The 21,419-nt window shown below is 37.5% G+C and carries 19 protein-coding genes; 9 read left to right on the top strand and 10 right to left on the bottom strand.

Going from position 1 to position 21,419, the window contains the following annotated elements:
• Positions 1–231: 231 nt before the first annotated feature.
• Positions 232–681 carry a hypothetical protein gene (locus tag E0W68_RS00005; RefSeq protein WP_135217367.1) on the bottom strand — a complete coding sequence of 150 codons (450 nt, stop codon included), beginning with the start codon at positions 679–681 and terminating at the stop codon, positions 232–234.
• A gap of 449 nt (positions 682–1,130) precedes the next feature.
• Here E0W68_RS00005 and E0W68_RS00010 point away from each other — a divergent pair, with 449 nt between their 5' ends.
• Both E0W68_RS00010 and E0W68_RS00015 read left to right on the top strand, forming a co-directional pair.
• Positions 1,131–2,966, top strand: a complete 1,836-nt coding sequence (locus tag E0W68_RS00010; RefSeq protein WP_225990321.1) for a trehalase family glycosidase — start codon at positions 1,131–1,133, stop codon at positions 2,964–2,966.
• A gap of 227 nt (positions 2,967–3,193) precedes the next feature.
• Complete coding sequence (locus tag E0W68_RS00015; protein WP_135217369.1) at positions 3,194–3,682, top strand: hypothetical protein; 489 nt, start codon at positions 3,194–3,196, stop codon at positions 3,680–3,682.
• A 42-nt stretch (positions 3,683–3,724) separates the two neighbouring features.
• On the opposite strand, the gene E0W68_RS00020 is transcribed toward E0W68_RS00015, so the two are convergent.
• Positions 3,725–5,224: a reverse transcriptase domain-containing protein gene (locus E0W68_RS00020; RefSeq protein WP_135217370.1), complete on the bottom strand. Its 1,500-nt coding sequence runs from the start codon at positions 5,222–5,224 to the stop codon at positions 3,725–3,727.
• Positions 5,225–5,683: 459 nt separating this feature from the next.
• Here E0W68_RS00020 and E0W68_RS00025 point away from each other — a divergent pair, with 459 nt between their 5' ends.
• From E0W68_RS00025 to rplT, 5 genes are all read left to right on the top strand, one after another.
• A complete protein-coding gene (locus E0W68_RS00025) occupies positions 5,684–6,394 on the top strand; it encodes a hypothetical protein (protein ID WP_135217371.1) in 711 nt (236 codons plus the stop codon).
• A gap of 90 nt (positions 6,395–6,484) precedes the next feature.
• Positions 6,485–8,431, top strand: a complete 1,947-nt coding sequence (thrS, locus tag E0W68_RS00030) for a threonine--tRNA ligase (protein ID WP_135217372.1) — start codon at positions 6,485–6,487, stop codon at positions 8,429–8,431.
• Between the two features lie 32 nt (positions 8,432–8,463).
• Positions 8,464–9,012 carry a translation initiation factor IF-3 gene (gene infC / locus E0W68_RS00035; protein WP_205435313.1) on the top strand — a complete coding sequence of 183 codons (549 nt, stop codon included), beginning with the start codon at positions 8,464–8,466 and terminating at the stop codon, positions 9,010–9,012.
• 132 nt (positions 9,013–9,144) lie between these two features.
• The gene (gene rpmI, locus E0W68_RS00040) at positions 9,145–9,342 is read left to right on the top strand and encodes a 50S ribosomal protein L35 (RefSeq protein WP_135217374.1); all 198 of its coding nucleotides are present in this window, start codon (positions 9,145–9,147) and stop codon (positions 9,340–9,342) included.
• A 95-nt stretch (positions 9,343–9,437) separates the two neighbouring features.
• Positions 9,438–9,782, top strand: coding sequence for a 50S ribosomal protein L20 (rplT, locus tag E0W68_RS00045; protein WP_135217375.1), 345 nt, complete (start codon positions 9,438–9,440; stop codon positions 9,780–9,782).
• 118 nt (positions 9,783–9,900) lie between these two features.
• On the opposite strand, the gene E0W68_RS00050 is transcribed toward rplT, so the two are convergent.
• The gene (locus E0W68_RS00050; protein ID WP_162845780.1) at positions 9,901–10,413 is read right to left on the bottom strand and encodes a DUF4833 domain-containing protein; all 513 of its coding nucleotides are present in this window, start codon (positions 10,411–10,413) and stop codon (positions 9,901–9,903) included.
• Between the two features lie 89 nt (positions 10,414–10,502).
• Here E0W68_RS00050 and E0W68_RS00055 point away from each other — a divergent pair, with 89 nt between their 5' ends.
• Positions 10,503–10,823, top strand: a complete 321-nt coding sequence (locus E0W68_RS00055; RefSeq protein WP_135217377.1) for a hypothetical protein — start codon at positions 10,503–10,505, stop codon at positions 10,821–10,823.
• A 254-nt stretch (positions 10,824–11,077) separates the two neighbouring features.
• Here E0W68_RS00055 and E0W68_RS00060 read toward each other — a convergent pair whose 3' ends face one another.
• A complete protein-coding gene (locus E0W68_RS00060; RefSeq protein WP_162074517.1) occupies positions 11,078–12,340 on the bottom strand; it encodes an asparagine synthetase B in 1,263 nt (420 codons plus the stop codon).
• Between the two features lie 252 nt (positions 12,341–12,592).
• Here E0W68_RS00060 and ppsA point away from each other — a divergent pair, with 252 nt between their 5' ends.
• Positions 12,593–15,040: a phosphoenolpyruvate synthase gene (gene ppsA, locus E0W68_RS00065; RefSeq protein WP_135217379.1), complete on the top strand. Its 2,448-nt coding sequence runs from the start codon at positions 12,593–12,595 to the stop codon at positions 15,038–15,040.
• Between the two features lie 80 nt (positions 15,041–15,120).
• Here the strand turns inward: ppsA and E0W68_RS00070 are convergent, their stop codons facing one another.
• The 6 genes from E0W68_RS00070 to tgt all read right to left on the bottom strand — a co-directional run bounded on the left by E0W68_RS00070 (position 15,121) and on the right by tgt (position 21,364).
• Complete coding sequence (locus E0W68_RS00070) at positions 15,121–15,315, bottom strand: tRNA pseudouridine synthase A (RefSeq protein ID WP_135217380.1); 195 nt, start codon at positions 15,313–15,315, stop codon at positions 15,121–15,123.
• A 143-nt stretch (positions 15,316–15,458) separates the two neighbouring features.
• Positions 15,459–17,006, bottom strand: coding sequence for a replicative DNA helicase (dnaB, locus tag E0W68_RS00075; protein ID WP_135217381.1), 1,548 nt, complete (start codon positions 17,004–17,006; stop codon positions 15,459–15,461).
• Positions 17,007–17,159: 153 nt separating this feature from the next.
• On the bottom strand, positions 17,160–18,113 hold the full coding sequence (locus E0W68_RS00080; protein ID WP_135217382.1) for an acetyl-CoA carboxylase carboxyltransferase subunit alpha: 954 nt from the start codon (positions 18,111–18,113) through the stop codon (positions 17,160–17,162).
• 78 nt (positions 18,114–18,191) lie between these two features.
• Complete coding sequence (locus tag E0W68_RS00085) at positions 18,192–19,076, bottom strand: DMT family transporter (RefSeq protein ID WP_135217383.1); 885 nt, start codon at positions 19,074–19,076, stop codon at positions 18,192–18,194.
• Positions 19,063–20,136, bottom strand: a complete 1,074-nt coding sequence (locus E0W68_RS00090; protein ID WP_135217384.1) for an LptF/LptG family permease — start codon at positions 20,134–20,136, stop codon at positions 19,063–19,065. The genes E0W68_RS00085 and E0W68_RS00090 overlap by 14 nt, the downstream gene beginning before the upstream one ends.
• Positions 20,137–20,233: 97 nt before the next feature.
• Positions 20,234–21,364 carry a tRNA guanosine(34) transglycosylase Tgt gene (tgt, locus tag E0W68_RS00095; protein ID WP_135217385.1) on the bottom strand — a complete coding sequence of 377 codons (1,131 nt, stop codon included), beginning with the start codon at positions 21,362–21,364 and terminating at the stop codon, positions 20,234–20,236.
• Positions 21,365–21,419 lie beyond the last annotated feature (55 nt).

A 21,419-nucleotide genomic window follows, 5' to 3' on the forward strand; every position in this document is an offset into this window, starting at 1 on the left:
TTTGCCTTTTTTTATTCTCAGTTTTTTTCAGAGCGTTGCCTTGATTGCGGGTGCAAATGTAAGTACTTTTTTTTCTCTCGCAAGGAATAGTATGGCTTTTTTTAATACACTCTCGTAACTTTTTTTTAATACTCTGGCTACTTTATGGTTACATTGAAATATTTTTTACAAAATTTTAAAAGCAATAAAAAAACCTTGCAAAGGCAAGGTTTTATGGAATACAAAAATTTATTATTTATTTTTCTTACCAAACAACTTATCAACTTGTTTGTAATTTAGCCAAGGTAGTTTGCGAGTACCGTAAATATCTTTGTGCTCTACATAAGCATAGACTTTTCCCATGGTTTTCCTGTATGAAATAAACAAAATGCTTTCATCTTCCAATTCAATCGTTTTATCAACCCCGTCCTCAGCATTTATGTTATTTCTAAACATATCATATAGCGCGTCTAAATCTGACTCTTTAAATGTAAATGATTTGTAAACATCAGTAGTTTGGTAATTCGAATCCTTGTATTCAAACTTACACACACCATTACTTTTAGTGATTCTTGCGTTGTAAGGAAGTCCAAACGCACCAACTTTACCAACTTCGTCTATGTATTCTGTATCGCTAACTTTTAATTGCGCAAAAGATGATAAAGCAATAAACATCATTAGAATTGTAGTAATTTTCTTCATTGTTAAATATTTTACTGGTTTGTTAATTTTTATGCTGCTAATATAAAAATTAATTTAAAAACAAAAAATCGTCAATTCGAATTTTGATTAAAAGTTAATATTGGATTTCAATCTACGATTTCTTCGATAACAAAGTATTTCCGTATTTACTATTAAACAATAACAAATATTTAAAAATTACGCCAAGAATTTTTCAATCCGTTAAAAACGCGCTAAGGATATGTTAAGCAAAGCGTGTAAATAGTTTAAACTACAGAAATTTATTACTTTTATGGTTTAGCTTTTTTTTAATTTATTTAATGATTGCCTACCCAAAAACAATATTAATTTATAACATTAAGAAGGTTGGTTTACTTTTAGCCACGCTTCTTACAGTATGCTTGTGTATGAATTGCAGTAAAAAATTTATTGAAAATCAAACTGTTTTTAACTTACCTGTAAATAAGACTATGGAGGACTTACTGGCAGGCTATGATACTGACGGTGATAAAAAAATAACTAAAGATGATGCTCCGCAAAAGGATTATTATATGGTGAGCACTAATGGCGACACTGTGATACTACGGAATATTTACTATTTATCTAACCTTTTGCAGGAACTTGCCATTGCCCATGAGGAGCATCAGGAAAACCTCATTATTACATTAAGCCAAATACAGGAGCCTCCTGCCGAGCGTATATCCCGGCGCATTCGCACTCATTTTTGGGACGACCTTACCCGCACCATAGATGCAACGGGGTTGGAGCGTATTATGGAAGATGAAAAAATGCACGATGAGCATCAGCGCATTTATGTACCTTATAAGGATAGTGTGGGTATTGATTATTTTATGGAACTGCAAAAAACGAGGCGTAACCTGGAAGTGGTAATACTGCCACCTGTAATTACTCCTGAATATGTACGCTCTATTAATAGGCATCCCGGTATATTATCGTTAAAAATAGAAAATGGTAAAGGCGTGCCTTTTGTAGTACCCGGCGGACGCTTTAATGAGATGTACGGCTGGGACAGCTATTTTGAAGGCGTAGGGCTTCTTTTGGATGACAGGTTAGACCTTGCCAAAGCAATGGTAGATAACTTTTGCTATCAGGTAGAACATTATGGTAAAATATTAAATGCCAACCGTTCGTATTACCTTACGCGTACCCAACCGCCATTTTTATCATCTTTTATACGGGAGGTATACGCCGCTATGCCCGATAAAGAAGCAAACAGAGAGTGGCTTGCCTACAGCCTTTCGATAGCCATAAAGGAATATGAGCAGGTATGGATGAGCGGTAAACGTTATACGCCGAAAACGGGACTGAATCGGTATTATGCCGAAGGTATTGGCATTCCGCCCGAAACGGAACCGGGTCATTTCAGGACTATATTACAGGAGTATGCCGACGATTATGGTTTATCTGTACTTACTTTTGAAGAAAAATATAAAAGTGGCGAAATTAAAGATGCCGACCTCGACCGCTATTTTGTGCATGACCGCACGCTTCGCGAAAGCGGGCACGATACTACATGGCGATTGGATAATGTGGCTGCCGACCTGAACTGTGTAGATATCAACTCATTATTATATAAGTATGAAAAAGATTTTGAGTTTTTAATCACTACTTATTGTAACGGGAGTTTTACCGCCCAAAACGGAACAACTTATACTGACAAATACTGGCACGAAAAAGCCGCTACTCGAAAAGTGCGTATGAAGCAGTACTTGTGGGATAACAAAAAACAATGCTATTTTGACTATAATACCAAAACGGAAAGGCGAACCGATTTTATGGCTGCCACTAACTTCTTTCCGCTTTGGGCAGGTTTGTGTACCGATGAAGAGGCTGCTAAAATAGTACCCATATTAATGAGTGAGCTAAAAGCACAAGGCGGCATACTTGCCTCGAGCAGGGCTTCGACAGAAAAATATGCTGCCAACGAGGTGCAACGCCAGTGGGACTACCCCAACGGATGGGCTCCGCACCAAATGCTGTTATGGAAAGGACTTATAAATTATGGATATAATGACGAAGCTATCGAAATGATATACCGCTGGCTGTGGACCATAACCCAAAATGCGGTAGATTATAACGGTACAATACCCGAAAAATATGACGTAGTGGCAAGTACCCATAAAGTATATGCCGAATATGGCAATGTAGGTACTGAGTTTGCCTATATAACCAAATCGGGTTTTGGGTGGATGAATGCTTCCTACCAGTACGGGCTTAGCCTACTGCCACAGGAGTATGTGCAAAAGCTGGATAATTTAGAAAACCCTAATGCGGTGTTTAAATAGTTTCGGGTTGCGGATTTGTCATGCTGAGGAACGAAGCAGCTATATGAAGAATATGCTGCAAAAGGAACGCGGATAACACGGATTTAGCTGATTGAACGGATTTTTATATGCTAATTGATAATCAACAAAGTATCCTGCCCGATTCTTAAAGGTTGCTTATTTCTTAACGCATCATACACGCTAAAGTATAAAAATCGCTACTTTTATACTATCAAAAATCAGTTATTATGAACGATGCACATTTTCATCTTGTGGTAAACCACCTCCCTATTATTATTCCTGTAGTTGGCTTTCTTGTTATGGCTGGCGGTTTGCTTACGCGTTCGGCTATTGTACAGCGTGTGGCATATTGTATTTTTATACTGGGTGCGCTATGCACTATACCCGCTGCGGTTTCGGGCGAGGGTGCCGAAGAAGTGGTAGAACACCTTAACCTTGCCGACCACTCTATTATACACGAACACGAAGAGGCTGCCGAAGTTTTTATACTGTTCTCGTACGCGCTTGGCGGGCTGGCACTGTTGGGGCTTTGGGCTAATATAAAAAGAAAAACATTTGACAACACTATAAGCGTGCTTACACTGGTGCTTAGCCTTGTGGTTATATATTTGGGCAGTAATGCCGGTACAACAGGAGGCGAAATTCGTCATACCGAGATACGTAATGACAGCGGAGGCAATACCAATACTAGCCAAGACGACGACGACGATGATTAAAATATAAAATCCGCTTTACAGCGGATTTTTTTTATGAATAACTTATTCTTCTTTCACATTTGAAAAATCATACTTTTTTAAAGTAGCCTGTAATATTTTCCAATGATTTCGAACTTGCTTCTTAATTTCTGGAGCCTCTAATTCTTCAGATGCCCTGTATGCATACCGAAGATAATTCCCCCTAAATTTCCTATCATATTTTTTTACAACTAGCTTACCATTTTTAAACTCGGCTCTCTTTGCAGGTAATTTTCTCGTTTTAACCCCCTTAAAACTATACAGTCTGTAAACTTTCCTTTTAAAAACAGGAGCATCATCTAAAAGATACTTTTCTTTTATTTTTTCTACTCTCTTATGCTTTCTTCTTATAGTGTCTTTCATATCACGATAAAAGCTAGCCAGATTTTTAGATTTAATTAATGTTTGATAACCATAAAACTCAAAACCTAAATAATTTAATGGTACATTCTCTTTTAACACCTCTCCTTGTTTTCTAAAACTTTGTAATCTACCATTGTGATACTTAAAAACAGTAATCTCTGTTTTAGGAATTGAAATAATGAGATTAATATTTTCAATCTGATTTTTTACAAAATCTTCAACAAAGTCTATTTGACTTTGTTTGCAAAGTATTACTATATCATCAGAATAGCGACGATAAAAAATATTATATTTCTCAGTAAGTTCTTCTATAATCGCAGTATCAAAAGGTAGCATATAAATATTCGCTAAAATTGCACTAATAGGAAGCCCTTGCGGAATACCCATTAATTTCCCTTCACTATTTTTCTTTTGATTTTTATGAATGATTATATCTGATTCTACTAAATCCCTTATACTCTCGAAGAATGTATTTTTACCAAGTTTTCTATATTTAGATAATTCTTTTTCATCAAAATGTCCATGCTTGATTTTTAAATCATTAAGCTTAACATAAGAAAATCTTGTTACAGCCTTATAAACATTGTAATGGTCTTTAGGGAGTGCTTTGCAGCCCAGCATTTTTGCCCATATTAACTTTAACCTTCTATGGTCTAAGCTCGGAAAGAAATTTTCAACATCAAAACACAAGGCAACACAGTCTTCTCTATTCTTTATCTCGTCGAAAATATCTTTTGCAAAATGAACATTATTTTTAAACTTGGTATCGCATAATGTTCTTATTTGCCTATATGCTGATACAGAATTTGAAATATGAATATTTTGCTTTAAATATTCTTCATATTTTTCAGATAGCTTTTGAGTATAAAATGAGTAAATATGTGCATCGATATGAGTTGCATATAAAATCTCTCTAATTTTGGTATTGCTTACTGCTTTACCATCTTTAAGTTTTTTGTGTGAACGCAGCTCTCTACCATTAAAATCTGAGAGCTTATACCTCCTTTGCTTAATCTCTTTAAAAATAAGGGGATAAAAAGAATGCTTCGCAACATTATCAGCATTCGAAATATATTTTTCAACATCATTTCGTACTGATAAAGGCGTTTTATTAGAAAAATGAGGATATCCTCTGTCTTTAAACCAATCTTTTTGTTCCATAAAAGATAAGGAAAGTTCTAAACGGATTTATTAGAGTAAAACTTACATCATTAATAATGATTGAACCATTAACCGAGTTCTCGATTCCCGCTTCATTTGTACGTAACTTTACCAGTCCATATAGACCTTAGTATATATATAATCAATACCTTAATAATAATGTTTCAAATACACACTCTCCTAAAGGGAAAGCCTGCTGCTCACAGAATTGTAGGCAGATTACTAAAGTTTCTGACATTAGCAATGATTAAATCGATTTCTTCATTGATAATTCAGAAAGTTTACACATTACCTAATCCACATATTTATTATCCCTATATATTATTAGGTCTGAATTAAGTGAAATATAAATTTACATTAGTTCAATAAATGTTTTATTCTTGACTAAAGAACTTTCCTTACATCTGTAAAAGTATCATTTTTTTGCTATTTTTAACAAAATTATTAAACAATTATATTATGCCTAATCTAGAAAATAAATTCAATCTTGGTGATTTAGTTGTATTAAAAAATCATCAGTTATTATATAGCAATACAATTAAAGGTGATGGAAAATATATTCCACCTATTATGATTGTTAAAGAGGTGCTATTTGAAAATAAACAGAAAAAAACTCATGATGATATTACAGGAGAACAAATAGCTGAAAAAGTAAAATATATCTGCTTATATTTTGATGATAATAAGAGTGAGTTTATAGAAAGTCATCTCTATGAAAGTGTACTTGAAAAAGCAGAGGCACTAAACTTAGGGAATAATACTAGCAGTTTTAGTTACAAGTATGGTGAGAGAATTTTTTTTAGAACCCAAAAATTAGAATTATCAAAAAAGCGATCTTCAACTGTAACTATAACTACTACACAAATAAGTAAAGACAATGAGGAGCCTACTACTATTGAGCGAGAAACAGTACAATATGTTGTAAATTTTGCAACGCCTGATTTTATTGCTATTGGATATAAAAAGGAAAACTCTAATGATTTATTTTACAACGACGGAAAGCCTAAACGACTTACTTGCTCTGATTTTGTAAAAGTTCAATGGTATAACCCTATACAGCAGAAATTTAGTGAAAACTATTTACCAACTGTATGTTTTAATAGTGCCGATTCATCCCTTTCAAATACAACGCATGAAGCGACACATAGAGAAGGACAAAATGAAAATTGAATTATTGCATAGAATATTTAAATCAACATCAATATCATATTGCATCAATCCCCCTAATCCCCTATCTTTGCTATCCATAAAATTTTAACCATGATAAATATTACATTACCGGACGGTTCAGTCAAGAAGTTCGACGCCGGGGTAACTCCCCATGACGTTGCCATGAGCATTAGTGAAGGTTTAGCAAGAAATGTTATTTCGGCTACTTTTAATGGTACAACGGTTGAAACCAAAACCCCACTAACGACGGACGGTTCGCTAATATTATATACATGGAATGACAAAGAGGGTAAAAAAGCTTTTTGGCACTCCTCTTCGCACGTTTTGGCACAGGCATTACAGGAGTTGTATCCGGGTGTTAAGCTCACTATTGGTCCTGCCATTGATAACGGATTTTATTATGACGTAGATTTTGGCGACCATGTGGTTACCGATAAAGATTTTAAAACCATAGAGGATAAAGTACTTGCCATTGCGAGAGAAAAACACGAGTTTACCATGCGTTCGGCTACCAAAGCGGAGGCATTAGAACTATATAAAAACGAAAACAACCCTTATAAAGTAGAACTGATAGAAAACCTGGAAGACGGTACTATTACGTTTTGCGACCACAGCACCTTTACCGATCTTTGTCGTGGCGGGCACATACCCAACACAGGTATCATCAAAGCAATGAAAATTATGAGCGTTGCGGGTGCTTACTGGCGTGGCGACGAGAAAAACAAACAGCTTACGCGCGTGTATGGAATTTCGTTCCCGAAACAAAAGGACTTAACCGATTACCTTGAGTTATTGGAAGAGGCAAAACGCCGCGACCACCGCAAGCTGGGTAAAGAATTAGAATTGTTTACTTTTTCGCAAAAAGTAGGTCAGGGGTTACCCTTATGGTTACCAAAAGGGGCTGCGCTGCGCGATCGCTTAGAACAGTTTTTGAAAAAAGCCCAAAAGAAAGCCGGATATGAGCAGGTAGTAACACCGCACATTGGGCAAAAAGAACTATATGTAACATCGGGGCATTATGCCAAGTACGGTGCTGATAGCTTTCAGCCGATACACACACCTAACGAGGGTGAAGAGTTTTTACTAAAACCGATGAACTGTCCGCACCACTGCGAGATATACAACAGCAAGCCTTGGTCGTACAAAGATTTACCAAAGCGTTACGCTGAGTTTGGTACCGTATATCGTTATGAGCAAAGTGGCGAGCTGCACGGTTTAACGCGTGTACGTGGCTTTACTCAGGATGATGCACACATTTTCTGTACACCCGATCAGCTTGACGAAGAGTTTAAAAAAGTAATCGACTTGGTATTGTATGTATTCGGTTCACTTGGCTTTGACAACTTTAGCGCACAGATATCGCTTCGCGACCAGGAGAACAGGGATAAATACATTGGCTCTGACGAAAACTGGGAGAAAGCAGAGAGTGCTATTATTAATGCCGCGAAAGATAAAGGTCTTAACACGGTTGTAGAATATGGTGAGGCTGCTTTTTATGGTCCTAAGCTCGACTTTATGGTTAAGGATGCACTGGGTCGCCAATGGCAGTTGGGTACTATCCAGGTAGATTACAACCTGCCGGAACGTTTTGAACTAACCTACAAAGGTGCTGATAACGAGTTGCACCGCCCGGTAATGATTCACCGCGCGCCATTTGGCTCAATGGAACGATTTATTGCAATTTTGCTTGAAAATACGGCAGGAAACTTCCCGCTTTGGCTCATGCCGGAGCAGGCTATTATACTGTCGCTTAGTGAGAAATATGAAAATTATGCTAAAAAAGTTTTAGAATTGCTGGAAAATCACGAAATTCGCGCCCTAATTGATAACCGAAACGAAACTATTGGTAAGAAAATTCGCGAAGCTGAAGTACAGAAACTGCCGTTTATGCTGATAGTTGGTGAGGAAGAAGAGAAGAATGGTACGATTTCTGTACGTCGTCATGGCGATGCAGGTAAGTCGAACCAAAGCATGACAATTGAAGAATTTGCTTCTGTAGTAGCAGAAGAAATCAATAAAACATTAAAACCTTTTTAAGAAGTTTAATTTAAAATTTTAAAGCCATAGCTATAAGAAACAACAGAGGTTTTCAACCTCGAGTAGAAAAGAAAGACGCACACAGGACTAATAATGCCATTCGTGTACCTGAAGTGAGGCTTGTGGGAGAAAATATAGAAACCGGAGTGTATAAAACATCGGTTGCCCTGCAAATGGCCGAACAACAGGAGCTTGACTTAGTAGAAATATCCCCTAATGCCGAGCCACCCGTATGTAAAATAATGGATTATAAGAAGTTTCTTTACGAACAAAAGAAACGCGAGAAGATGCTGAAGGCGAAATCTACCCAGATTACGGTAAAAGAAATACGTTTCGGGCCGCAAACGGATGAGCACGATTATGAATTTAAGAAAAAGAATGCTGAAAAGTTCCTTAAAGAAGGTTCTAAATTAAAAGCATTTGTATTTTTCAAAGGGCGTTCCATCATCTATAAAGAGCAAGGGCAAATATTACTCCTTAGGTTGGCACAAGACCTTGAGGAATATGGCAAGGTAGAATCGATGCCGGTACTTGAAGGTAAAAGGATGATTATGTTTATCGCTCCTAAGAAGAAGAAATAAACAAAGACTGTCTTAAAGAAAGTTATAAGTCATAATGTCTAAAGTCCTGAACAGGGCTTTATGACTTTAAAAAACTTAAAACTTTATGACTAAACAAAAAGTAAGTAAGAATAAATTAAATACAGGAAGAAAATGCCTAAAATGAAAACTAAATCCAGTGCCAAGAAACGCTTTAAAGTTACAGGCTCCGGAAAAATCAAAAGAAAGCACGCTTATAAAAGTCACATCCTGACTAAGAAAAGTAAAAAGCGTAAGCTTGCACTTACTCACTCAACGCTGGTACACAAAACAGATGAGAAGAGTATCAAACAGCAATTACTTATAAAGTAATATCCTGTTTCGGTTAACTAAATTAATAACCCTGGAGTATGGCCTATTAAGTTTCTGTAAACAACAGAACGCCTGCTACAAAAACAAAGAAAATTATGCCAAGATCAGTAAATTCAGTAGCATCAAGAGCTCGTAGAAAAAGAGTATTGAAGCAAGCCAAAGGATACTTTGGAAGACGTAAAAACGTTTGGACAGTAGCCAAAAATGCGGTAGAAAAAGCAATGGTTTATGCTTACCGCGACAGAAAACAAAAAAAGAGAAACTTCCGCGCTTTATGGATTATGCGTATTAATGCAGGTGCAAGGCTTCACGGTATGAGTTACTCTCAATTTATGGGTAAAGTAAAAGCATCAGGTATCGAATTGAACCGTAAAGTTCTTGCCGACCTTGCCATGAACCACCCTGAAGTGTTTACTGCAATAGTAAACCAGGTTAAATAAAAAACGTTTTATAACAACAATATATTTATTTCTTACTTATAAATAAACCCGCTCAATGAGCGGGTTTATTGTTTTTAATATAAAGTATTTTTTATAATTACTATTTCTCTCCTTAATTTTATGAAGGATAAAACCGTTCTACAACATCTTTTCCCTTCGTTATATCTTTTCCGTAAAAATCAATATACTCTACTTTAGTTCCTGTTTTATTGGCAAACAAAAACATTTTTTTCAGGATAATGTTTTTACCGTTTACGTTTACTGTTACATACGGTTCGCCATTTTTACCTATCTCTAACCGTAATTTTTTTTCCGGATAGGCTGCTAATGTAAACGTACATAATTTTTCAGCAGTTGTATCAAGCTCTACACCATAAGCCATTGTTCGTTGTATGACGGTTAAATCATCTTTAATACCTCCTTTGGTATAAACAATGCGATATACTACAACAGGTTCTTCATCATCTAACTTTCCGTTTTTAATCCCCGCATCATATACATAAGTATTATGGTTATTACTATGCTGTATATAAAAAAGCCTTTTGGAATCTACAGGTGGCACCGGATATCCATTTTGAGCTTTTGCGAACTGGGCAATAAAGCAAAGTAATAGTATTAATACTTTTTTCATCGATAATGATTTTACCAAATATATAAAATTAACGCTCATATATTGTTGATTTTAAGTATTTTTAGCAATTAAAACTTAAAATTCATAGTATGAAAACCGATCGTTATACCAAAATTGTTCTTACCGTTATTGCTGCTTGCTTAGTAATTAACATTCTGGAAAAAATTGATATTATACCTAAAGCCTATGCCAATAGCTCTGATAATTTCATAGCTCCGATAAATAGTAACTATGCAGTAGTACCTGTTAATGAAGACGGGAGTATTAATGTAACAGTAAAATCTGCTGCTCCAATGGACGTAAACTTAGTTAAGATAAGCACTAACGATGACCTTGATGTAAATGTGAATGTAGAGAAAATAGGCGGGCGTTATGTATATGGAGAAATACCTGTAACGGTTAAACAATAAACAAAACAGCTATATAGGTAACAATAGCGAAAGCAACTATAGTCAGGTAAAAAATATATAAAAATTTAAATCTGATTATTCTGTTTCTTACCATCGGTAGTATCTCCTCTCCGGAAAGGACGCTATTAATCTCTTTAAGGTTTGGTCTCTTTGAAACAAAAATAACACGCTTATGATTTAAATTACCATAGACTGTAAAGATAAATATTGTATTAGGCAGTAGTATAAGTATTAGGCTTAACAGCAGCATAAAATCAGGTTTTCAATTTCTTTTTCCTTGCAGCAGGGAAAAGTACATTATTAAGTATTAGCCTGTATCCGGGCGAGTTAGGGTGCAAGTCCAGCACCGTTGGAGCATCCCCCACCCTGTGTTGATAATCCTCAGGATCATGACCGCCATAAAAAGTAAACATACCCTTACCCTTAGTACCGTGTATGTAGCGGGCTTCATTATTCTGCTTATTCTCTCCCATTACTAATACATTCGATTTTACTTTATCACCTCTAAAAGCCGTAGTCTGCCCCATAAAGCCTTTTACCAACTGGGTATGGTTTTGACAAAGCATTGACGGTATAGGATCCCACTTGGCAGAATATTCCATTAAAGTAAAATAATCATTATCGGGTAATATCCGCCTGTCGTTTGTTGTGTCAATATCCGAAAACTCATATGCCATAGGATTACGCTCCAGTATAAAATCTTTAAAAGCAAAAGAGTTATTATAGTCTATTTTCGACTGATAGTTGGCATCACTGGCATCATCGTCAAACATCGGCTCACAAATATCTACTCCTTCGGCAGAGAGTGCAATATCAAAACTATCAGTAGCCGAACACATGGCAAACATAAAACCTCCGCCTATAACATAATCGCGTATTTTATCGGCAACAGCCATTTTTTCTTCCGACACCTTACTATACCCCAGTTTTGCAGCAAGTTCTTCCGCCTCCCTTTTCTGTTCCATATACCACGGTGCATTGCGGTATGCCCCGAAAAATTTACCATACTGCCCCGTAAAATCTTCATGGTGCAGGTGCAACCAGTCATATAGCAATAATGCATCACTTAATACCTCTTCATCATATATGGTAGTAAACGGAATTTCGGCATAGGTAAGTACCAGTGTAACCGCATCATCCCAAGGTTGTTTGCCCGGTGGTGAATAGACTGCTATTTTAGGAGCTTTTTCCAGTATTACCGTTTCCATATTTTGCGACGGGCTGCTTATTTCATCCAATATACCATTGGCTTCAGCATCGCTCAATATTTCAAAACTAACCCCGCGTATTTGGCATTCACGTCTTATCTCTTCAGTGTCGGGCAATAAAAAAGAACCTCCTCTGTAATTGAGCAGCCAGCTTGCCTTGTAGTTTTTATCGAGTGTCCAATAGGTAATACCGTAGGCTTTCAGGTGGTTTACCTGAGAGGTTTCATCCATAGGCAACAATATCATCGATGCTTTTGCGCCTATGGTCATTACCGTCAGGAAAAACATTATAATAATATTCTTCTTCATTTTCAGCAGATTTATTTCAAAGATAGGAAAATGATTTGTCTTTATTATTAACTCCGTCAGTGCTCGTTTTATTTTAGTTTACATTAAAAATACATAGATGATTACAAAAACACCTGTTTTTGAGAATTATTTAATAAAAAACTAAACTAAAACGTTTTCGTTAACCTAAAAAAGCACATACATTTGCGCATTATTTAACAAAGAGGATTTATTAAATAGATTTTAATAACTTACTAACACTCACAACACACTATGGAATTTACACTGCTATTAAAAAATGTAGGCATTAACGACATTCATCGCGTTGGAGGCAAAAATGCCTCATTAGGAGAAATGCTGCAAAACCTTACAAGCCTTGGGGTTAATATACCCGACGGATTTGTAGTTACTGTAGCGGCATACAGGGCATTTATTGATTATAATGCGCTCGACAAAACCATTAACGAAACCGTTGATAGTATTGATTATGAAAATATAGAGTCGCTGCGAAGGGGCGGTATGCACATCAGGCAGGCTTTCCTGAATGGTAAGTTTCCTGAAACCATGAGTTTTGAAATTACAGCTCAATATGAAAAACTTTCGCAACAGTACGGACAGGAAATGACAGATGTTGCCGTGCGCAGCTCGGCTACTGCCGAAGACCTGCCGGATGCGTCTTTTGCAGGACAGCAGGAAACCTATCTGAATGTTCGCGGACCGCAAATGCTTATGGACAGTATCCGTAAATGTTTTGCCTCTTTATTTACCGACAGGGCGATAAGCTACAGGCATCGCTTCGGATACGACCTGTTAGATTTAGGACTATCAGTATGTGTACAAAAAATGGTACGTAGTGATTTAGGCACTTCGGGCGTTGCTTTCTCTATCGATACCGAAAGTGGTTTTAAAGATGCCGTAGTGATAAATGGTACTTACGGGCTTGGAGAAATGCTGGTACAGGGGGCAATATCGCCGGATGAGTTTATCGTATTCAAACCTTTATTGAAAGAAGGCTATGAAGCTGTAATCGAAAAGAAGCTGGGCAACAAAGATAAAATGATGATATATGGTGAAGGTGGTGACGAAAGGGTTAAAATAATTCCTACGGAAGAAAAATTCCGTACACGCTTTTGCCTAAACCAAGAAAATGTTATAAAACTTGCCAAATGGGTTGTTATTATTGAAGATTACTATACTAAAATAAGAGACAAATGGACTCCTATGGATGTAGAATGGGCAATAGACGGGTTAACTAAAGAACTGTTTATAGTACAGGCAAGACCGGAAACCATACACTCGCAAAAAGAGCAGATTACTACCATTACCGAGTATATAATGGAAGATGAAACACGCCATGATAAAATAATTACCGAAGGTATAGCTGTAGGTGACAAAATAGGCAGCGGTAAAGCCAACATCATATTCTCTATGGATAAAAGGGTTACCGAAGGGCATGAGTTTACTCCGGGTTCTGTATTGGTAACCGAAATGACCGATCCTGACTGGGAGCCTATTATGAAAATGGCTTCGGCTATTATTACCAATAAAGGCGGGCGCACCTGCCACGCCGCTATTATAGCCCGCGAAATGGGTATTCCTGCCATTGTGGGTTGTGGTAATGCTACCGAAATAATAAAAGAAGGGATGATGATAACAGCATCATGTGCCGAAGGTGATAAAGGTTACATTTATGAAGGGGAAATAAAGTATGTTGAAAAAGAACATGACCTTAGTCTTTTACCTAAAGTAAAAACTGATATTATGCTGAATGTAGCCTCTCCCGGTAAAGCATTCCAATTTTCTCACCTGCCTAACAAAGGTGTAGGATTAGCACGCGAGGAATTTATTATAAACAACTATATAGAAGTACACCCGCTGGCATTGATGAACCACCGAAGCCTTAATGATGCAGCACTAACAGCTGAAATAGAAAAGAAAATTACAGGATATCCTGACGAAGAAACCTTTTTTATAGACAAGCTTGCTGATGGTGTTGCCAAGATTGCCGCTTCGTTTTACCCTCACAAAACCATAGTACGTTTCTCTGACTTTAAAACTAATGAATATTACAACCTGCTGGGTGGTAAATATTATGAGCCTAATGAAGAAAACCCAATGATAGGATGGCGTGGTGCTTCGCGCTATTACTCTGAGGCGTATAAAGAAGCTTTTGGGCTGGAATGCCGAGCTATTAAAAAAGTGCGTGAGGAAATGGGGCTTAAAAATGTTACGGTTATGATTCCTTTCTGTCGTACGGTAGAAGAGTTAATCCGGGTGACGGAAGTAATGAAAGAGTATGGTTTAGTACGTGGTGAGCAGGAACTTGAACTATTCCTGATGGCAGAAATACCGTCGAACATACTTATGGCTGCCGAGTTTGCAGAACACATTGACGGGTTCTCTATAGGAAGTAACGACCTTACGCAACTTACATTAGGGCTGGACAGGGATTCATCATTAGTGGCACACCTGTATGATGAGCGTAACCCTGCTGTAAAACGAATGCTGGAAATGCTTATTACTTCGGCTAAAAAAGCAGGTGTAAAAGTGGGCATTTGCGGACAAGGACCATCAGATTTCCCTGATTTTGCGCAATTCCTGGTAAGTTTGGGTATCGACAGTATATCGGTAACGCCCGACTCTGTTATAAAAACAGTAAACGCCATTGCAGAAGCTGAACAGCTAATTGCTGACAGAGAAGCTGCAATGCAGCTCAATTAATATTTTTTAGTTAAGTAAATAAAAAAAGCGTATCGGTGTTATACCGATACGCTTTTTACTTTATATTTTCTCTATGTTTATTAATCCTCAAATTCACTAACTGAATATAACTTCATATCCTTAGATTCAATTAACTTCAGGGTTTCGTCAAGTTCTGCTTTTGCTGTTAAATATTCCTCCGATACAATTTGCACATCTTTAGGATTGAACTGCTGTAACAACGCTATTACACGGTCATAAACACCGGGATTTATTTTTAAATGAATCGTTTCCATAGCCCATACATTTTATGTAAAGATACAAATTTATTGAGCAACAAGTAACTCAGCTTCAAAAACTGCCATTTCGCGTATCTCTTCTGTTATTATCTGTATATCATTGTTGTCATTCATAATCGTTCTCTTAAAATATTATTTTATTAAAATGGTACATCATCATCATTACCACTGTTACTATTCATGTTACTGCCAAAAGCATCATTTGCCGAAGGGAGGTTTTTAGTGATAAACGCAGTACTATTGTCGTTCATACTGGAGGGTAGCTCATCAAACGGCGAACCGAAATCGTCAAGATTATCAAATTTACCAAGATTCCCTATAAACTTAAGCCTTATGTTGTCCAAACCACCATTACGGTGTTTAGCCACAATAAATTCTGCCTGCCCCTGCGTAGGCGAACGTTCTTCATCATCCCACTCATCTATTTTATAGTACTCCGGACGGTAGATGAACGATACAATATCCGCATCCTGCTCTATCGCTCCTGATTCCCTCAAATCCGAAAGTAAAGGTCTTTTACTCGAACCACGTGTTTCTACCGCACGCGATAACTGCGACAGTGCAATAACCGGTACATTAAGCTCTTTTGCCAGGGCTTTCAGGTTTCGCGAAATAGTAGATATTTCCTGCTCTCTGTTACCGCCATTTTTACCGTTGCCACCCGCTGTCATCAACTGCAAGTAATCAACTACAATCAGTTTTATTCCGTATTGCGAGGAAAGCCTCCTTGCTTTTGCCCTTAGGTCGAATATTGATAGCGACGGTGTATCATCTATATAAAGCGGGGCTTTCTCCAAATCTTTCACTTTGATGCTCAATTGCTCCCACTCATGCTTTTCGAGTTTACCCGTTCTCAACTTCTCTGATGATAAACCTGTTTCGCTTGATATTAAACGGGTAATTAGCTGTACTGATGACATCTCCAACGAGAATAATGCCACAGGATGCCCAAAATCTATAGCAATATTACGCGCCATAGAGAGTACAAATGCCGTTTTACCCATACCCGGTCTTGCCGCTATAATAATCAGGTCGCTGGGTTGCCAACCGGATGTTAGTTTATCTAAATCGTTAAAACCTGTTGCAACACCGCTTAAACCTTCTTTACCGGCTATTTCTTCAATACGTTTTTTCGCTTGTATTACAAGGCTTTGCGCGGTTTCAGAGCTTCGTTTGATGTTACCTTGTGTTACTTCATATAGTTTCGATTCGGCTTTATCTAATAAATCAAAAACATCGGTAGTTTCATCATACGATTCCTCAATGATTTCACTCGAAATTTTTATCAGACTGCGCTGTATAAATTTCTGTAATATAATTCTTGAGTGGAACTCAATATGTGCGGACGATGATATTTTTTGGGTAAGCTGTATCAGGTAAAAATCACCTCCTGCCAATTCCAGTTTTGCACTCTTTTTAAGTTGTGCCGAAACTGTTAATAAGTCTATGGGCTGTGTATCGTTGAATAACTGAACAATAGCCTCATAAATATGCTTATGGGCATCTTTATAAAAAGCATCGGGCTGAAGAATATCGATAACCTCATCAACCCCCTTTTTGTCGATCATCATTGCTCCCAAAACAGCTTCTTCCAAATCAAGAGCCTGCGGGGGCAATTTACCTTTCTCCAAATTGATAATTGTTGATTTGTCAACTCTTATCGGGTTCATACTTCTGATATTTTCCATGCTGCTAAAGTAATTAAAATTGAAATGGGTAGTTTAAGAAATTGTTAAGGCAAATGTGTTGATAAGGTGTTCATAAATCATGCCTTAACTGTTGATAAGTCAAAAAAAATCCGAAGCTGTAAGGCTTCGGATGTATTTTCCCGAAATGGCTTACTATTCTTTAAATTCGCCCATATTACTGTACTTATCCATTCTTTTTGCCAATAAATCGGTTGTTGATAAGTCTTTTAATTCGGCATATGCTTTCATGATGTATTTTTCCACATTTTTAAAGGTCGTTTCCCTGTCATAATGAGCACCTCCAAGCGGTTCAGGAATAATATCATCTATCAGTTTTTGTTTCTTCATATCAAAAGAAGTCAGCTTCAATGCTTCGGCTGCCTGCTCTTTAAACTCCCAGCTTCTCCATAGTATGGATGAACACGATTCGGGAGATATAACAGAATACCATGTATTCTCCAACATATATACCCTGTCGCCCACACCTATACCTAATGCTCCGCCGGATGCCCCTTCACCGATAATAATGGTAATGATAGGCACTTTCAGTCGTACCATTTCGAAAATATTTCTGGCAATGGCTTCTCCTTGTCCGCGCTCTTCAGCTTCAAGCCCCGGATAGGCACCGGGAGTATCAACAAGGGTAATAACGGGAATGCCAAACTTTTCTGCCATTTTCATAAGGCGCAATGCTTTGCGATATCCTTCGGGGTTAGCCATACCAAAGTTGCGGTATTGCCTTGTTTTGGTATTGTAGCCTTTTTGCTGCCCAACAACCATAAAGGACTGACCTGCTATTTTACCAAGCCCGCCTATCATTGCTTTATCATCTTTAAAGCCCCTGTCGCCAAACAGCTCTAAAAAAGTATCGCCCATAAGTGCCCTTACATGATCCATAGTATAAGGTCTGCTGGGGTGTCTGGACAGTTGTACCCTTTGCCAGGCGGTAAGATTTTTATATATCTTCTTCTTGGTTTCTTCCAGTTTTTTTTCGATCTGTTTGCATGTATTAGATACATCAACATCCGATTCCTCACCTATAAGTGTACACTTTTCGAGCTGATCTTCAAGCTCTTTTATAGGCAGTTCAAAGTCTAAATATTCCATAGTACCAACAAAATTTTACTTTTGGTTCGAACTACAAAGATAAAAGTTTAAGATTACATAGAAACTAAACCTTATCAATTACTTTGCGGTTTTGGTATATTTTTTAAGTACACCGTTCATAATCACCGTTGTTATTATTATTGCCGCACCAATATAAAAAGTCCAACTCATCTTTTCTTTCTCTTTAAACACAATCAGGGCAAGAATAATACCATATACAGGCTCTAAATTTATAGTAAGCATTACGGTATAGGGGCTAAGAAACTTCATTACATCTACCGATACGATAAAAGCATATGCCGTGCAAAAAGAGCCAAGTGCAAAAAGCCAAATCCAGTCGGTTGCCGAAACTTGAAAAAACTCAGCAGTAAAACTTCCTGCAAATAATAAATATACGGAAAGGAATAATACTCCTCCGAAAAGTTCATACAACGATATTACTGACGGATTGTGCAGCTTAGCGTATTTACCGTTAATTATGGAAAAAACGGCTGAGAGGAATGCAGATGTGAGTGCCAGTATGATACCATCGATATAATTTCCTTCGAAACGGAAAATGAGGTATAACCCCGCCACTACTAACAACCCGAAGACAACTTCATACCATATAATTTTTCGTCCGAAAAAAACCGGTTCTAACAACGAGGTGAAAAAAGCCCCTGTACTGAGGCAAGCCAGCGTAACGGACACATTGGAAACCTTTATGGCTTTAAAAAATGTGAGCCAATGCAACGCTATAATTAAGCCTGCTATAAGAAAACCTATGAGTGTTTTGGGAGGAATTTTTAGCGGTATTCGTTTGATGAAGATATAAAGTAAAATAATCAATACTGCAATAGACATCCTGAACCATACCAAGGGTAAGGCATCAAGCGATATTAATGCTCCCAGCACTGCCGTAAAGCCCCATATAAATACTATAAAATGAAGCTGTAAGTAACTCTTTTGGTTATCGCTTAGCATTGCGCAGCAGGAAAATGGCAAGTATGCCGAATGTTATATTAGGAAACCATACGGCAATAAGTGGCGGAATACTCGACTTTTCAGCCATTGTACCAAAAACCTTGTCAAAGAATATATAGGTAAAGGCAAGCCCTATACCCATAGCAAGGTTTACGCCCATACCGCCCCTGCGTTTCATAGACGAAACAGCAACGGCAATAACCGTAAGTATAAATGCAGAAACAGGTATGCTGTATTTTTTATATTTAACTACAAGGTAGGTGTTAATATTAGCCGAACCACTCGCCCGCTCCTTTTCTATAAAGCGGTTTAACTCGCCCAGTGTCATCGTTTCGGCTACATATACTGCGGGAGTAAGATCGTCAGGTTCAAAATTAAACTTAAATTTCTTTTCGGCAGCAGACTGGAGCGAATCGTTAACTTTACCTATGGTTCTTTTATTATATCCATATAATGTATAAGTACTGTCTTCAGGATTCCATTTTATAGATGTTGCACTGATTTTGTAGAGCATCTTATTATCCTTAAACTTTTCCAGGTTAAAGTTATATCCTCTTTTTTGTACATAGTTAAAGCTGCTCACATATATCTGCTCGTCGGGGCTTATTTGTTTGTACACTTCCTGACTCTGCCTAACCTCTTTACGACTAAGGTATTTGTACCTGAAATCGTTAAACCCTTTACTGGCTTTTGGCACAAAAAAGAATCCCATCATTAAAGCGAGTAACGAAATGAATGTAGCACCGATAATATAAGGGCGAAGGAAACGGTTGAATGATATTCCTGAGCTTAATATGGCAATAATCTCGGTATTATTGGCAAGTTTGGATGTAAACCAGATAACCGAGAGAAAAAGAAAAATAGGAAAAAGCAGATTGGCAAAATAAATCGTAAAGTCGAAATAATAAGATGCAACCATTATAAAAGGAACTTTATTAGCAAGTATCCTGTTTATTTTTTCTGATACATCTATTACTATACCAATAGGAATAAACAGCAGCAACATTACAAAAAATGTTGCCAAATACCGTTTCAGGATATACCAGTCTATTATTTTCATGTAATTAGTAATGAGATATTAGTATTGAGTATTTCACTTTATTCATCTTCAAATAAAACTTGTTTAACATCTCAATTCTAAAATCTGAATTCTAAAATTAAAGCCTCTGGCTCATATTTTTTACCATCATATCTTTCCACTCGCGGAAATCTCCCGCTAAGATATGCTTTCTTGCTTCACGAACCAACCACATATAAAAACCAAGGTTATGTATCGTGGCTATTTGCTTGCCCAAATACTCGTTGGCAGCAAAAAGGTGTCGCAGGTAAGCCTTGGTATATTCGGTATCTACAAAGGTTATGCCCATTTCATCGATAGGAGAAAAATCATCCTCCCACTTTTTATTCTTGATATTGATAGTACCATTGGCAGTAAACAGCATACCATTACGCGCATTACGCGTAGGCATTACGCAGTCGAACATATCTATACCCAGTGCAATATTCTCTAAAATATTAATGGGTGTACCCACTCCCATCAGGTAGCGAGGTTTATCTTCGGGCAGTATGTTGCATACTACTTCGGTCATAGCATACATCTCCTCGGCAGGCTCACCTACCGATAATCCGCCAATGGCATTACCTACCGCTCCGGCATTAGCAATATACTCTGCCGATTGTTGTCGTAAATCAGTATAAGTACTCCCCTGCACTATCGGGAAAAATGCCTGGCTGTAGTCATATTTATACGGTAGTTTTTCCAAATGTGTAATACACCTGTCCAGCCAACGGTGCGTCATGTGCATCGAGCGTTTGGCATAGCGGTAATCGCATGGGTAAGGCGTACACTCATCAAAAGCCATAATAATATCAGCCCCTATGGTACGCTGGATTTCCATCACATTTTCAGGTGAAAAAAAATGGTACGAACCATCTATGTGCGATTTAAACTTTACGCCTTCTTCTTTAATCTTTCGGTTTGCCGAAAGCGAATATACCTGATACCCTCCGCTATCGGTAAGTATCGGTCTGTCCCAATTCATAAACTTGTGCAGCCCTCCCGCCTTTTCCAGTATTTCCGTTTGCGGACGCAGGTATAAGTGGTAAGTATTTCCTAATATAATATCAGGGTTTATATCATCTCTCAGTTCACGCTGGTGTACCCCTTTTACCGAGGCTACCGTACCCACAGGCATAAATATAGGCGTTTCTATAACCCCGTGGTCGGTAGTTATAGCTCCGGCTCTTGCTTTGCTTTGCGGGTCTTTTGTAAGTAAATCAAATTTCATGGCTCTCTTTTACAGCCCGCAAAGATACATTTTAGATTTGAGAATTTAGAAGGGA

The sequence above is a fragment of the Flavobacterium salilacus subsp. salilacus genome (assembly GCF_004634195.1).
GTDB classification, from domain to species: domain Bacteria; phylum Bacteroidota; class Bacteroidia; order Flavobacteriales; family Flavobacteriaceae; genus Flavobacterium; species Flavobacterium salilacus.